Here is a 14,155-nt window from a genome sequence, read left to right as displayed (position 1 = left end):
TCGACATGGGTCCTCATCCTGGCTGCCATCACGGCATGGCCACGAGGTCCCCCATGCGCACCCGCACGAATGAGACCGCGCACGCACCGGTCCGCGACGAGGACGTCCCCGGAACCTCGGAGCGCGGGGGCCCTCCTGGAATGCCTCCCGAGGCTGGAGGAACGGGAACCCTGACCCGGCGAAGCATGCTGGCGACAGCGGGCGCTACCCTCACGGGTGGCGCGCTGCTGCTGAGCGGCTCCGCTGTGGGCTCCGGCCCGCGACAAGCGCGGCAGGACTGGCTGCGCCCCGGGATGCCCGACCGGGACTACCAGCCCGTGGTGGTGCCCAATGGCTCCAAGCTGCCGTGGAAGGTGGTGGGCGGCGTGAAGGTCTTCCACCTGGTCGCCGAGGAGGTGGAGCACGAGTTCGCGCCCGGTCTGAAGGCCCTCTGCTGGGGTTACAACGGCCGGGTCCACGGGCCCACCATCGAGGCGGTGGAGGGGGACCGGGTGCGCATCTACGTCACCAACCGGCTGCCCGCGCCCACCACCGTGCACTGGCACGGCATCCTGTTGCCCAACGGCATGGACGGCGTGGGCGGCCTCAACCAGAAGTCCATCGCCCCCGGTGAGACGTTCCAGTACGAGTTCACCCTGCGCCAGTCAGGGACGAACATGTATCACTCGCATCATGACGAGATGACGCAGATCGGCCTCGGCATGACGGGCATGTTCGTCATCCACCCGCGCCGGCCCATGGGTCCCCGCATCGACCGGGACTTCGCCATCCTGCTGCATGAATGGCGCATCGACGTCGGCACCCGCCGGCCCAATCCGAACGAGATGACGGACTTCAACGTGCTCACCATGAACGCGAAGGCGTTCCCGGGCACGGAGCCGCTCGTCGTACGCCAGGGGGAGCGGGTGCGCATCCGGCTCGGCAACCTGAGCCCGCAGAACCACCACCCCATCCACCTGCATGGCTATCACTTCCGCATCACCGAGACCGACGGCGGACGTGTGCCCGAGTCCGCGCAGCAGCCGGAGACAACGGTGATCGTCCCCGTGGGCAGCGCCCGCGCCATCGAGTTCGTGGCGGACGCGCCCGGCGACTGGGCCCTGCATTGCCATATGACGCACCACCTGATGAACCAGATGGGCCATGGTTTCCCCAACATGATTGGCGTGAAACCGGGTGGGCTGGACGCGAAGGTGCGCGCGCTGCTGCCCGGCTACATGACGATGGGCCAGACAGGCATGGCGCAGATGGGCGAGATGGGGATGCCTGTCCCACCCAACTCCATCCCCATGGTGGGGCGCCAGGGCAAACACGATTACATCACCATGGGCGGCATGTTCACCGTGCTCAAGGTCCGTGAGCGCCTGGACGGATACAAGGACCCGGGCTGGTACGACAACCCGCCCGGCACGCTGGCCCAGGCGGCGAGCACGGAGGCGCTGCGCCGGGACGGCATCGACGTGGAGGCCCCGGCTCCGGTGGAGCCCGGCTCACCGGCCTGATGCTGGAAGGTGCGAGCACGCGTGGACCCTCAACAGGATGGAGCCGGTGGGCCGGCCATCCGCCCGGAGGATCAGCGTGAGCCGTCCGTGAAACCCCGGTCACGTTGGCGGAGCAGCGCCGCGGCCCGGGTCCGGACGCTGGCCATGGGGTGCTCGCGGGCAGCATCTTCCAGCGAGGGCACCGCGGCCTCGCCCAGGTCCTTGCGGAGGAAGTCCTCGCAGGTGCCGTGGAACCGGTCACTGACGAGGCAGCGGATGGCGTTCTGGATGACGACCGGTGCGTTGCGGTACGCGGCGTCATTGCGCAGCGCCGTCCGGTAGGCCGTCACGCCATCCACCCAGCGGAGGTTGTCGAAGTTGACGTTCCCCTCCAGGTAGCGGACGTAGGCGCTCGTCGGGTACTTCGCCGCCAGCTTCTTCAACGCCGCCAGGGCCGCGTCCCGTCGCTGTGCCTTGATCAACCGATGGGCCTCGTCGATGCCCGGAAGCTGCTCCACGACGGGCTGCCAGTCCGTGGCGCCCGTGGGAGCCTCCGCCCGTGCTTCCTCCGCCGCCGGGGCCCTGGGCGAGGGTGGCTCCGAGGCCACAGGCGCCGGGTCCGCGGACCTTGACGCCAACGCCCACCAGCCAAGGCCCGCCACGGCCAGGGAGAGCACCGCCGCGCCTCCCACCACCCGTCGCGAGCGGCTCCCGCCGGGAGGGGGCGTGATGGGGCGAGACTGGATCGTGGCCTCGGACTCCTCCTTCCTGGCCACGGCCTCCGTCGGGGTCGCCTGCGGGGACTCCAGCGCGCGGGATTCGGCCTGAAGGTCCACCGGCGTCCCGCGGGGCTGTGCCCGGACGTTCCGGGTCGCGAGCACTTCCTCCCTTGGACGCGACGGCGTGGGCGAGGAGGAGCGAGGCACTCCCGGTGCATCGCCGGCCACGGGCGCCGTGGGGGACGCGGCCGGTCCCGACCAGGCCCCTTCGAGCGCGGCCAGGAACTCCGTGGCGGACTGGAAGCGATTCTCCGGAGCCTTCTCCATCGCCTTCGCCAGCGTCGCTTCGAGCTCCGCGGAGAAGCCAGCGTCAGGGGCGGTGTCGCGCAACCGGGGCGGTGGCACCTCGCGCTGCATGCGCAGCAGCTCCGCGTTGCTGGAGGCGTTGAAGGGCTTCTTCCCGGTGAGGAGCTCGTAGAGCAGCACGCCGGTGGCGTACAGATCCGTGGGCGGGCCCACCGGCTCGCCGTGGATCTGCTCCGGGGCCATGTAGGACGGGGTCCCGAGCATCATCCCCGAGGTGAGGCCCGTCACCTCGTCGCGGAGCTTGGCCAGCCCGAAGTCGAGGATGCGCACCTGCTCCCCGAGCCCCACCGCGTGGGTGACGATGATGTTCTCGGGCTTGATGTCCCGGTGGATGATCCCCTGCGCATGCGCATGGGCCAGGCCCGCCAGCACCTGCCGCACGGCGCCCAGGGCTCGGGGCGGCGGCAGGGCCCCGTCGCCCAGCAGCCCTCGCAGCGTGTCCCCCGTGACGAAGTCCATCACCATGTACGGCGATTCCTGATCCATGCCGAAGTCGATGACCGACACGCAGCACGGATGGGTGAGGCGGCTCATCGCGCGTGCCTCCACCTGGAAGCGCTTGCGGAAGTCCTCGTCCCGGGCGGCCCAGGCGTGGAGGAACTTGATGGCGACGGGCTTGCCCACCTCCAGCCGCTCGCCCCGGTACACCATGCCCATGCCCCCGGCGGCGAGTCGCTCGATGATGCGGTAGCGCTCCTGCAACACCGAGCCGATGCGTGGATCCGAAACGGCCGTGGGCTCATTCATGGGCGCGCACGATAGCAAGTGCCTGGGAGGCGGGGAGGGTGGGGTGGAGGGACCTTCACACCTGCTTGCGCGCCACGGACCAGATGAAGCCGTCGTACCAGAAGTGCATCAGGGACACGACGAGGGTGCAGGCCCAGAGGCTCTCCAGGTCCGGGTCCAGCAGCTCGGCCCCCACGCCATAGGCAAGCACGGTTGCCAGAAAGAGCGCGAGCGCCAGCCCGCGCCACTTCAGCCGCAGCCGTTCCCGGAGGTGCTCTCCCTCCGTGGCCCACACCAGCGCCAGGTATTGCACGGCGTGGAGGACGTTCATGATGAAGAACGCCTCGCCCCAGGTGTTGAAGCCCCACGAATAGATGGAGCAGGCACCCGTGGTGACCAGCAGGAACACCTTCTGGAAGGAGGGCCGGTGCCCCTGCCTCCACAGACGCACCGAAGCCGCCACGTAGAAGACGAGGAACGCGCCGCCCACGGCCAGCACGCCCAGCGTCCACACGCGGTGGGTGGCCGTCATGCGCACGGGCACGGAGGCGAGCCACGGCATGCCCACCGCCTCGAAGGACTCGAAGCTGCTGAAGTGGTCCAGCATCGTGGCGCCCGCGAGGATGGGCCCCGCGTACAGCAGGTGGTTCAGCCAGAAGTCGAGCCGGCGCCCCGCCGAGGGTGGGGTGCCCCGGTTGCGGTCGTAGATGCGGGCCAGGCCGAACGTCTGCAACCCCGAGTGCCACACGTCCCAGAACGTCGCGAGCACGGTGGCGGCCGCGGCCACCACCGCCGAGCCGCGAATGGCCGCCCACGCCAGCACGGGCACCAGGACGAAGCGCAGGGGGTGGAGACGGAAGATGGCGGGGTTGCCATGACTGCGGAAGAACACCGCGACCAGATGCGCGTGGATGAGGCTGCCCACCAGCAGCGCGGCCCAGGTCTTCTCCTGGCCGAAGAGGCGGACGGGAGCGTCGCTGAAGGCCGTACCGGAGATGGCGATGCCCAGCCCGAGCGCCAGCAGCGGCGGCAGCAGGAAGAAGGCCCAGTCGAAGACGGGCCCCACGATGTAGGGCGAACGCGCGGGGGCCGGGGCCGCCTCGCGCACGGCCTCCACCGGGCGCTCCGGCTCGGCGTGGAGTGGCCGGGCCAGGCTCATGGAGGGGGCGCCTCCACTCGCGCCGTGAGCACCACCCGCTCACCCCATTCCTCCAACAACGCCGTGAGGAACAGGCTGGCGCCCACCAACTCCAGCGCCTCTTCCACGTGGTCGATGAGGGCGTACACGAGGTTGTCGTTGCCGTGCCGCTCCGTCCACCATCCCAGCGGCAGCTCCATGAGCAGCGCGCCGCCCACGTACAGCACGCCTGCCAGGATGAACTGCCCGCGCCGACGCAAGGGAAGCCGCGCGAGGAACGGCAGGAACGCGAGCCCTCCGAGCAGCACAAGGACCGCGGCCGGCACCACCCAGGTGAAGAACAGCACTCCCCCCAGGGAGAGGAGCCCTCCAAGGTGTTCATGAATGCCCACGCTCTCGTCCAGCGAGAGGTACGCGAACGTGCACGCCAGGGCCCACCAGTGGCGCCGTCCCGGGTCGCGGGAAAGGCTCGCAGCCCGGGCAATGCCCGCGAGCACGAGGGCGCAGCCCAGCAGCAGCCCCGATGCGTACCAGGTGGGCAGGTTCTGCTCGTAGCTCAGGGAGAGGAACGCGACGAGGGGCTCCAGCGTCGGGGTGCCGAGCGCGCGGTGCGCGACTTCGACTCCCACGCCCAGGAGGGTCAGCACGCCCGCCCACGCGAGCAGCCAGCGGCGGAAGATGGCGGGGGTGGGGAACATCGGGTGTCGGCGGACGGAGGTTACTCGGGGATGCGCTCCGGGTGCTGGCTGCCGCCTGGTGAAGAATATTTCGCGCGCATCACCCTCAAGTCGCTCGCAGTGCACAAGGGCAGACACCGCGGGTGGGGGACGAGGCCTTGCGAGTGCTCGACCCGGGGCGGCCGGGGTCCCGTATCCGGTATAAGGACACCCCCGAGGGAGAAGCCAAACATGTCACGGATGAACCTGGCCGCGCTGTCCGCGGTGCTGCTGTTTGCCGTCGGCGGCACGGCCGAGGCGAAGCAGTGGCGGTATGCGGGGATGCACCCGCGCACCGGGCAGCCGGCGGATGGGCTGTGCCACATCGAGGCGATGCACGTGCACACCGCCGCGCCGCTGTATGCCGACACGCTCTACCGCACGCGCGACAACGTCCACATCTTCATCGGGGACCCCACGCCCTTCGGCTACGAGGGGCCCCGGCACGCCTACTACGGGCACCACCCCGTGGTCCTCAACGTGATCATCCACATCGACGTGGACGTGGACGAGGTGGAGTACTGCCACCACGACGGGCCGCACTACCACGCCTACGAGCCGCCGCCGCGCCAGCGGTTCGTGGAGAAGGAGGACGTCTCCTATTACGCGGGTGAGTACCCCGAGGAGTACCAGCGGGAGAACCCGAAGCTCGTGCGCGTCAACTCGGTCTACCGAAACTGGAGCTCTCCGCGCCCGGTGGTGACGGTGGCACCGCCGCCCGAGTACCACGGCCCCGTCATCCAGGTGGGCTTCAAGGTCCCGGTGCCCAGGGTCGAGGTGTCGGTGCCGGGTGTCGAGGTGCGGGTGGGCGCGCCGCCGCCGCCGCCCCAGCGGGAGGTGGTCATCATCCGCGAGGAGCGCGTCGTGCACGAGCACCATCACGATGACCACTGCGGCCACGGCCACAAGAAGCACAAGAAGCACAAGCACAAGAAGTTCAAGGACCGGGACTGAGCATGAGGCGCCTGTCACTTCCGCTGGTGGCTCTACTGATGGCGGGCTGCTCCAGCCCTGTGGACGACGTGTTGGGTGCGTGGAAGAAGGCGGGCGAGTCGCCCTCCGCGTTCACCGATGCTGGCGAGAAGTTGCCCGGAGGCAAGTGCCAGGCCGGCAAGGTGAGTGGCCTGGACGCCACGCTGTGCGTCTTCGACAGCGCCGAGACGGCCCGGAAGGCAGAGGAAGCCGGGTGGGGGCTCATTGGCGATGTCGTCGGGTCCGCGGTCGTCTCGGGCAAGACGCTGCTCGTCATCGCCGACCCGCGGAAGGAAGACCCCAGCGGGCGGCGCATCAATGCCCTCGTGAAGGCGTACCAGGATGAGACGCGCTGAGGCCGGGTCCGGTCTCCTCTAGGATGTTCGGACATGGCCCCCACCACCTTCCGCAACGCCCGTGACACCGACCTGCCCACCATCATCGCGCTGCTCGCGAATGACGACATCGCGCGCTCGCGCACCGGCTACGCCGAGGAGGTCACTCCCGCCGTCGATGCCGCGTTCAAGGAAATCACCGCCGACCCGAACAACGAGATCGTCGTAGGCGAGCAGGACGGGCAGGTCATCGCCACGCTCCAGCTCACGTACATCCCGGGCCTGGGCCGCGGCGGGATCCGGCGAGCACTGGTGGAGGAGGTGCGCGTGCGCTCGGACCTGCGAGGGCAGCGCATTGGAGAAGCGCTGATGAATGAGGCGATGGAGCGCGCTCGGGCCCGGGGCTGCGCCCTGATCCAGCTCACCACCGACAAGCGCCGCCACGAAGCCCAGCGCTTCTATGCGCGGCTGGGGTTCGTGGCGAGCCACGAGGGCATGAAGCGCCCTCTCTGAATCACGGCTGCGGCTGCACGGCGGCGGGGTCCATCCAGAACGGCTCCCACTGGTGGCCATCCAGGTCCGAGAAGCTGCGCTGGTACATGAAGCCCATGTCCGTCTTGTCCTTGGTCTCCTTCGCGCCCGCCGCCAGCGCCTTCTCCATCAGCGCGTCCACGGCGGCACGGTTTTCCTGGGACAGGGCGATGATCACCTCCGTTGTCTTCGTGGCGTCCGCGACCTCCTTCTGGGTGAACGTCTTGAAGAAGGGCTTCACCAGCAGCATCACGTAGATGTCCTCGCTGATGACCATGCAGGTGGCGTTGGCGTCCGTGAACTGGGGGTTGAACGTGTAGCCCAGCTTCGTGAAGAAACCGACCGCGCGGTCCAGCGACTCGACGGGGAGGTTGACGAAGATCTTGGTGCCCATGGTGCGTCTCCTGGCGGAAGAAAGAGGATGAGGTGAACGTCGCCTTCATCCACGCGACGAACGTGCTCCGGTGGGATCGACACCGGATTTATTTTTCCCCGCCCTGGCGCCAACCCGCCGGAATCACAGCACCTTGCCGGGGTTGAGCAGGCCCAGCGGGTCGAGCGCGCTCTTGATTGCCTGGTGCAGGCGCAGCGTCTCCGGGCCCAGCTGCGCGCCCAGGAAGCCGCGCTTGAGGGACCCCACGCCGTGCTCGCCCGTGATGGTGCCTCCCAGGGCCAGCGCCGCGTGCAGGATGTCGTCGAACGCTTCCTTCGCCCGGGCCAGCGCCGCTGGATCCTTCCGGTCGAAGACGACGGTGGGGTGCATGTTCCCGTCGCCCGCGTGCCCGAACGTGCCGATGAGCACTCCGTGCTTCTCCGCGATGCGCTCCACCTCCGCGAGCAGCTCCGGGATGCGCACGACAGGCACGCCCACGTCATCCAGCAGCGTGGCACCGCGCTGCTCCAGCGCCGGGAAGGCGAAGCGCCGGGCGCCCATGAGCAGCTCGCCCTCGGCCTCGTCCGCGGTGCTCAGCACGGAGGTCGCTCCGGCCCGCTCACAGGCCGCGACCATCAATGCCAGTTCCTCCTCTCCCTGCACTCCGCCCGCGTCGGAGCGCGCCAGCAGCAGGGCCTCGGCGGTGACGTCCAGGCCCATGGGCTTCCAGGACTCGACGGCGCGCACGGTGGTGCGGTCCATCAGCTCCAGCACGGATGGGCGCGAACGCTCCATGATGTCGCAGACGGCCGTGCCCGCGCTCACGAGCGTCGGGAACGCGGCCACCAGCGTCGTCGCGTTCGGTGGCCGGGGACGCAGCCGCAGTGTCGCCTCGGTGAGGACGCCCAGCGTGCCCTCCGAACCGATGAAGAGGCGCGTTAGATCGTAGCCCGCCACGTTCTTCACCGTCCGCCCGCCGGTGCGCACCACGGTGCCGTCCGCGAGCACCGCCTCCAGCCCCAGCACCGCGTCGCCCGTCACTCCGTACTTCACGCAGCACAGGCCTCCCGCGTTGGTGGCCAGGTTGCCGCCGATGGAGGAGAACTCCCAGCTCGCGGGATCCGGCGCGTACCAGAGGCCGTGCTCCGCGGCGGCGGCCTTCACCGCGCCGTTGAGCGCGCCGGGCTGGACGACAGCCAGCATGCCGCGCCGGTCCACCTCCAGGATGCGGTTCATCCGCATGAGCGACAGGACGATGCAGCCGTCGCTCGCGTTCGCGCCGCCCGACAGGCCCGAGCCCGCGCCCCGGGGCACCACCGGCACGCGCAGCGCCGTGGCCACCCGGAGCACGGCCTGTACTTCGGACGTGGACGCGGGCCGCACCAGCACCCTCGGCATGCCCGAGGACGCCCACTCCGCCTGGTCGTGCCGGTGCGCCGCGAGCACGTCCGGATCCGTGATGACCGCCTCCGCCGGCAACACCTCCGCCAGCGCTCGCTCCACGTCGACCGTCATGAAGGCCTCCCAGGCTCTGGACCGTGAACGCCGGGCCGGCCACCCGTCATCCGTTCCCTGACGCCCCAGCTTGCCCCGGAGCCGGGGCCGCTTCACCCAGGACCTGCGCCAGGAATGTCCGCAAGGCGGCGTCCGCGCGTCCCGCGGCGACCGGGTGGTATTGGATGCCCGCTTCGGGCCTCTGGGCGCCGGGGAAGGTGAAGGCATGCATCGCGTGGCCGTAGGCCTGGAGCTGCCAATCCGCGCCCGCCTCGGTCAGCTCCCTCGCGATGCCCAGCACCGCGTCCGGCTTCGCGGTCGGATCCTCCCATCCGTGCAGCAGGAGGATGCTCGCGGAGATGGGCGGCTGGGGACCCAACCGTGGCGCGTGGAGCATCCCGTGAACGCTCACGGCGCCCCTCAAGCCCTCCGGAGCCGCGCGGGCCAGGTCGAGCGCGCAGAGTCCCCCGAAGCAGTAGCCCAGCACCGCGACGCGCTCCGGGTCCACGCGAGGATGGCGCCTCGCGGCCTCCAGCGCCGCTCGCATGCGCCGGCGGAGCAGCGCGCGGTCTTCCAGGAAGGGGCCCATGAGGTGCGAGTTGTCCCCCGTCACGTCTCCCCGCACGCCCTTGCCATACACATCCAGGGCGAAGCCCACGTAGCCCTGTGCCGCGAACCGTTCGGCCATCGCGCGGATGATGGCGTTCTGCCCATCCCACGCATGGGCAATCAGCACACAGGGGCGCGGGCCCGCGTGGGCGGAGTCGTGGGCGACGTACCCTTCACAGAGGGTTTCCCCATCGGCGTAGTCGAGGCTCTCGGCATGGAGGGACATGGTGGCGTTCACGCTGCCTGCCTCATGCCTGGGTCGTCTTGAACGAATGCGACATGCCCGAGCCTTTCAGAGGAAGTGCGCGAGCGCCGCGGCCGAGCCCTCCCGTCGGGGGTTGAAGTAGTCCGCCATCATCGAGCGCGGTGTTCGGGCGAAGCGCCCGGGTGTCAGGCCCAGATGGCGGCGCCACATCCGGATGCGGTGGGCCTGGTCGCTGAACCCCTCGTGCGGATCCCCCTGACCCGTCTGCGCCGCGAGCAGGCTGTGGTGGAGCCGCTCCAGTGCGGCCACCTGCCGGGGCGAGTGCCCGAGGTGCTCCTGGAACCAGCGCTCCAACTGCCGCGTCGACACGTCCACGGCCCGCGCCGCGGCTTCCACGCGCGACGTGCGGCGCAGCACGTCCCAGGCCCGCGCGAGCCGCTCGGTTTCGGGAAGGGGCTTCGTCGTGACCAGCCGTTCGAGCAACCATGCATCCAGTCTCGCGGCGACCCGGTGAGGCTCCCACGCGGCCGACAGGTCCTCCACGAGCCGCCGGGACGCGCCATCGCCCAGCACCGCACCCAACTCCAGCAGGTCGTCCCCCGTGGACTGGCCGCTCGCGGGAAACAGGCGCGCGAGTCCCGCCGGCGTCAGCATGACCATCACGAAGGCGCAGCCTTCCCCCGAGCGCCAATCGCGGCGGTGGGATTGGATGCCCAGGAGCGAGGCTCGCGGGGCTCCCGCCGCGAAGTCGCTCGTGCACGGCCGGCCGAAGTTGAGGGTCAGCACCGCCGTGGGCGACGGCGCGGTCTGGATGGGCCGTCCTTCGTGGGCGCCCTTCAGGTCCTCGATGAACCAGTACCCCAGCACCAGGGAAGACAGCTGCGCGACGGGGGCTTGCTTGAGGAAGTGCACGGCGTGTCTCTGCCTCCCCGCCAGCGGTAGGGTGGGAAACATAGTCCGCGAAGGCGCCCTCCACCGGAGGATTCAGGCGAAGATGGGGCCCGGATGAAGACCCGAACAGACGAGGCGGAGCTCATCCGGACCCTGGCGTCCATCGAAGGCCCGCTGCCTGCGCGGCTGGCGAATCCCTTCCATCCAGCGCCTCCCGGCCCCTGGGGGCTCCGCGCGGCGGAGGCACTCCAGCAGCGGCTGCGGCAGGAGCCCCCGTTCGGCGAAGCCTTGTGGCGGCCCGGCGGCGGAAAGATGTTCGGCGTGCTGGTGGTCGCGGCGCCGGAGGGACGGGTGGGGTTCCTGAGCGCCTTCTCCGGGATGCTGAACGGCGCGTGGAACGTGGAGGGCTTCGTGCCGCCGCTGTTCGACCCGGTGGCCCGCGACGCGTTCTGGCCGGCGGGAGAGGCGGAGCTGGCCGCGCTGGAACAACAGCATGCGGCGCTGTGCCGGGAAGCCGAGGCGCTGCGCGCACAGGGACACGCGCCTTCGCTGCGCGACGTGGAAGCGCGCGTGGCGGAAGTGGAGCACGTGCGTGCGGAGCGTTCACGGGCCCTGTGGCGTCAGGTGACCCAGGGATATGTCATTCCCAATGCGCGCGGCGAAACCCAGACACTCGCCTCGCTGTTCGCGCCCAAGCCTCCTCCCGGCGGTGCCGGTGACTGCGCGGCGCCGAAGCTGCTGGCGTATGCCTTTCGCAACGGATTGACGCCCTTGGAGCTCGCGGAGTTCTGGTGGGGAGCCCCTCCGCTCGATGGCCGCCGGGAATCCGGCGCGTACTACCCGGCGTGTGACAACAAATGCGGCACGGTGCTGCCGTACATGTTGCAGGGATTGGCGGTGGAGTTGCCGCCCGCCGAGCCAGCCGCCGCCGGGCCACGCCTCCTCCATGAGGACCCGTGGCTCCTCGTAATCGACAAGCCCGAGGGGCTGCCCACGCTCCCCGGACGCCATGCGCCCACGCGCGACTCGGTGCTCGTCCGGCTCCAGCCCCGGTTCCCGGAACTGACCCCCGCCAGCTTCCTCCACGAGCTGGACCCGGAGTCCTCCGGCCTCCTCGTCATCGCCCGGGATGCGGTGACGCGGGGCTCGCTCCAGCGCCAGTTCTCCCAGCGCGAGGCGGAGCACCGCCACGTCGCCTGGGTGGACGGCCGCGTGGCCGGAGACTCAGGCCTCATCGACCTGCCGCTGCGCTTCACCCCCCACGCCTCCCTGGAGGACTGCGTGGACGCGCGCCACGGCAAGCGGACCCGGAGTGCGTGGAAGGTACTCCGTCGCGAGGCAGCCCGGTCCCGGGTGGAATTCGTTCCAACGACCCATCCGCCCCACACGTTGCGTATCCATGCCGCGCATCGCCTGGGGCTGGGAGTGCCCATCGCCGGGGACGCGCGCTTTGGACGAGAGGACGTGCGGCTGATGCTCCATGCCGACGCGCTGGCCTTCGTGCATCCACGCACCGGCGAGCGTCTGGTGTTCGCCTCGCCCGCGCCGTTTTGAAGTCTGGCGGCGTGAATTGTTTGATCAATTCAAAGGCCCGCGGAGACCAAGGGAAAGGGAAGGGCGGGAAGGCCCTTCATGAACAGACACCCCCACCTTGGAGAGGAATCCCATGACCTACGCACGCAAGAACCTCGGCTCGAAGTCCTTCATCGCGGGCCTGCTGCTCGCGGCGACGGCGCTCACCGGCTGCGGAGAGGACGACATCAAGCGCAAGTACCAGGGGACGTACGAACTGGATCTCCAGCTCGACACCGGCGCGAAGGTGTCCGAGGGCGGCCTGGACGTGGGCTTCAACGTCTACAACGACGATGACGCCTTCATCACGATGAACGCGCTGCAGTGCTCGCTCTCCGCTACCTACAGGAACATCACCGAGCCCGGCGCGGAGGGCGGCAAGGTGGAGTACGAGGATCTGCAGGACGTGCGTCCGGATCAGATTCACGTGTGCCCGGTGCCCGCGGAGTTCGGAGAGAACCTCTGGCTGGACTTCCGTCTGGGCAAGGGCCGCATCGAGAACAACCAGCTCACCATCGACTACGGCGGCACCGTGGTGCGCGGCACGTTCGAGGAGGTCTCGAACAGCCAGGGCACCCGCGTGGGGACCTTCGGCTACACGTTCCTGGGCAATGAGGTGGAACTGCCCTGATTCACCCGGCGCGGTCCCGTCGTCCACCGCGCGACACCGGGTGTGGATGGCCCCTGCGGCTTTCCACATCCGCCCCTCGTCGCGGTGGAAGTCGGGTGCCATGCACAGGCCCCGACCCCTCCCGCCAGGTGCTTGCGCGATTCCAGCGTTGCGCGCATACCCGGGTTTTCGAGAAGGGGGGGCAGTGGTGGTGCTCAAACTCAAACCGGAAGCCGAAGCCGAAGCCGAAGCTGAAGCCTGGATGCCCCTGTCGGGCGATGCGGAGCGCCACGCGTTGGACCATCCGTGGCCTTCCCCGGAAGAGGGCAGCGTTCGCTTCGTCGTGGGCGAGGACTTCTTCCGCCTGGAGCACGACGTCCGGCTGGAGCTCTACCGCGACCTGGCGGAGCGGATGCTCGCCGTGTTCCGCGAGCTCACCCCGCCCGGGGACTGGCTCTACGCGTTGGATCCGCAGCACCCCTGCTACCGCCTCTCCCCGCACGTGCGCTTCGAGGCCGACGCGACGCTGGAGGAGATGACCGGGCTCTACACGCGCGAGCACATGGAGCGCGTGGAGCGCGGCATCCACCCGCCGTCGTTCGAACCGCGCTGGGCCATGGACGTCCACCCGGCGGGGGACCCGGAGCACCTCTTCGCGCCGCCGGACTTCCACTTCGTCTTCGCCGCGCGCTACCGCGTGGGCAACTTCGACGGGCTGGAGGCCCCGGGGCGAGGCCCCATCGAGATGGAGACCTACGAACTCCTGGGACACCGCCTCATCGCCGCCGTGGACCGGAACCCGCCGGCGCTCTTCCAGCGCGCGCGCAGGCTGGGGCCTGACGACTGAGGAGAAGCCGGAACGTCAGTCCGGCCGGGACACGGTGCGCGGGCGGGGCGCACCCTCGTAGTAGAGGTTGGCGCGCCCCTCGCCGTAGACGACCAGCACCCGGTCGTTCTCCTCCAGGAGCCCTGACGTCGTCTGCGTGACCTTGCGGACCAGCGTGTCGAGCTGTGCCGGACCCTGCTTGCTGCTGGCCCGGACCGTGACGACTGGCATTCGGTGTTCTGCTCCTGGTGACCTCCCGCGACGGCAGGAAGGCGTTGCGTGTCATAGCCAACGGAACACTTCGTTGACAAGTGCGCGCTGCCACGGTGGATAGAGTCCCATGCTCCACCTCGCTCGCGCATTGCTGGTTGTTTCGCTTGCCCTGGTCTCCACCTCCGCCGCCGCGCAGTCGCGCGAAGCAGACTACCTGCGGGGCCACGTGTCGCCCACGCCCGCCTGGCTGCCCCGCGGCCTCTTCCTGGGCACGCAGATCAGCAACGGCGCCATCATCCCCAACCTGCGCGTGCAGTGGGAGTTCACCATCTTCCAGGACCGCAAGGACGCGTGGATCGCCATCCTGGAGGGTGGGGT

At 69.7% G+C, this 14,155-nt stretch carries 15 protein-coding genes and 1 pseudogene; 8 read left to right on the top strand and 8 right to left on the bottom strand.

Annotated features, from left to right (window positions below; genetic code table 11):
* The first annotated feature begins 185 nt into the window (after nucleotides 1–185).
* A complete protein-coding gene (locus tag D7Y21_RS13965; RefSeq protein WP_199735417.1) occupies nucleotides 186–1,502 on the top strand; it encodes a multicopper oxidase family protein in 1,317 nt (438 codons plus the stop codon).
* 71 nt (nucleotides 1,503–1,573) lie between these two features.
* Here D7Y21_RS13965 and D7Y21_RS43450 read toward each other — a convergent pair whose 3' ends face one another.
* The 3 genes from D7Y21_RS43450 to D7Y21_RS13950 are packed head-to-tail and all read right to left on the bottom strand — an operon-like array spanning nucleotide 1,574 to nucleotide 5,128.
* Nucleotides 1,574–3,313: a serine/threonine-protein kinase gene (locus D7Y21_RS43450; RefSeq protein ID WP_121713699.1), complete on the bottom strand. Its 1,740-nt coding sequence runs from the start codon at nucleotides 3,311–3,313 to the stop codon at nucleotides 1,574–1,576.
* 55 nt (nucleotides 3,314–3,368) lie between these two features.
* Nucleotides 3,369–4,451: a hypothetical protein gene (locus D7Y21_RS13955; protein WP_121713697.1), complete on the bottom strand. Its 1,083-nt coding sequence runs from the start codon at nucleotides 4,449–4,451 to the stop codon at nucleotides 3,369–3,371.
* Entirely contained in the window at nucleotides 4,448–5,128 is a 681-nt protein-coding gene (locus D7Y21_RS13950) for a hypothetical protein (RefSeq protein ID WP_121713695.1), read from the bottom strand. The genes D7Y21_RS13955 and D7Y21_RS13950 overlap by 4 nt, the downstream gene beginning before the upstream one ends.
* Nucleotides 5,129–5,338: 210 nt before the next feature.
* Here D7Y21_RS13950 and D7Y21_RS13945 point away from each other — a divergent pair, with 210 nt between their 5' ends.
* Genes D7Y21_RS13945 through D7Y21_RS13935 form a run of 3 tightly spaced genes read left to right on the top strand, consistent with a single transcriptional unit; the run spans nucleotide 5,339 to nucleotide 6,966 of the window.
* Complete coding sequence (locus D7Y21_RS13945) at nucleotides 5,339–6,100, top strand: hypothetical protein (RefSeq protein WP_120562650.1); 762 nt, start codon at nucleotides 5,339–5,341, stop codon at nucleotides 6,098–6,100.
* 2 nt (nucleotides 6,101–6,102) lie between these two features.
* Nucleotides 6,103–6,474 (top strand): hypothetical protein, encoded by a 372-nt coding sequence (locus D7Y21_RS13940; protein WP_120562651.1) that lies wholly within the window; start codon nucleotides 6,103–6,105, stop codon nucleotides 6,472–6,474.
* Between the two features lie 33 nt (nucleotides 6,475–6,507).
* Nucleotides 6,508–6,966, top strand: coding sequence for a GNAT family N-acetyltransferase (locus D7Y21_RS13935; protein WP_120562652.1), 459 nt, complete (start codon nucleotides 6,508–6,510; stop codon nucleotides 6,964–6,966).
* Nucleotide 6,967: 1 nt separating this feature from the next.
* On the opposite strand, the gene D7Y21_RS13930 is transcribed toward D7Y21_RS13935, so the two are convergent.
* The 4 genes from D7Y21_RS13930 to D7Y21_RS13915 form a co-directional block, all read right to left on the bottom strand.
* On the bottom strand, nucleotides 6,968–7,378 hold the full coding sequence (locus tag D7Y21_RS13930) for a VOC family protein (protein ID WP_120562653.1): 411 nt from the start codon (nucleotides 7,376–7,378) through the stop codon (nucleotides 6,968–6,970).
* Nucleotides 7,379–7,501: 123 nt separating this feature from the next.
* Nucleotides 7,502–8,872 (bottom strand): FAD-binding oxidoreductase, encoded by a 1,371-nt coding sequence (locus D7Y21_RS13925; RefSeq protein WP_120562654.1) that lies wholly within the window; start codon nucleotides 8,870–8,872, stop codon nucleotides 7,502–7,504.
* Between the two features lie 46 nt (nucleotides 8,873–8,918).
* Complete coding sequence (locus D7Y21_RS13920; protein ID WP_121713752.1) at nucleotides 8,919–9,686, bottom strand: dienelactone hydrolase family protein; 768 nt, start codon at nucleotides 9,684–9,686, stop codon at nucleotides 8,919–8,921.
* Between the two features lie 66 nt (nucleotides 9,687–9,752).
* On the bottom strand, nucleotides 9,753–10,577 hold the full coding sequence (locus tag D7Y21_RS13915) for a helix-turn-helix domain-containing protein (RefSeq protein WP_121713693.1): 825 nt from the start codon (nucleotides 10,575–10,577) through the stop codon (nucleotides 9,753–9,755).
* Nucleotides 10,578–10,670: 93 nt separating this feature from the next.
* On the opposite strand from D7Y21_RS13915, the gene D7Y21_RS13910 reads away from it, so the two are divergent.
* The 3 genes from D7Y21_RS13910 to D7Y21_RS13900 all read left to right on the top strand — a co-directional run bounded on the left by D7Y21_RS13910 (nucleotide 10,671) and on the right by D7Y21_RS13900 (nucleotide 13,585).
* Nucleotides 10,671–12,110, top strand: a complete 1,440-nt coding sequence (locus tag D7Y21_RS13910; RefSeq protein WP_121713691.1) for an RluA family pseudouridine synthase — start codon at nucleotides 10,671–10,673, stop codon at nucleotides 12,108–12,110.
* Between the two features lie 112 nt (nucleotides 12,111–12,222).
* Complete coding sequence (locus tag D7Y21_RS13905) at nucleotides 12,223–12,759, top strand: hypothetical protein (RefSeq protein ID WP_120562657.1); 537 nt, start codon at nucleotides 12,223–12,225, stop codon at nucleotides 12,757–12,759.
* A gap of 184 nt (nucleotides 12,760–12,943) precedes the next feature.
* Nucleotides 12,944–13,585, top strand: a complete 642-nt coding sequence (locus D7Y21_RS13900; protein ID WP_158627286.1) for a DUF2716 domain-containing protein — start codon at nucleotides 12,944–12,946, stop codon at nucleotides 13,583–13,585.
* Between the two features lie 15 nt (nucleotides 13,586–13,600).
* Here D7Y21_RS13900 and D7Y21_RS13895 read toward each other — a convergent pair whose 3' ends face one another.
* Nucleotides 13,601–13,795 carry a hypothetical protein gene (locus tag D7Y21_RS13895; protein WP_121713687.1) on the bottom strand — a complete coding sequence of 65 codons (195 nt, stop codon included), beginning with the start codon at nucleotides 13,793–13,795 and terminating at the stop codon, nucleotides 13,601–13,603.
* A gap of 109 nt (nucleotides 13,796–13,904) precedes the next feature.
* Between D7Y21_RS13895 and D7Y21_RS13890 the strand changes: the two are divergent.
* A pseudogene (locus D7Y21_RS13890) lies at nucleotides 13,905–14,155 on the top strand (hypothetical protein); the annotation flags it as partial.

The sequence above is a fragment of the Corallococcus sp. AB045 genome (genome assembly GCF_003668895.1).
Classification (GTDB): domain Bacteria; phylum Myxococcota; class Myxococcia; order Myxococcales; family Myxococcaceae; genus Corallococcus; species Corallococcus coralloides.
The sequence above is the reverse complement of the archived record's forward strand: the minus strand, read 5'-3'. Positions and strand labels throughout refer to the sequence as shown.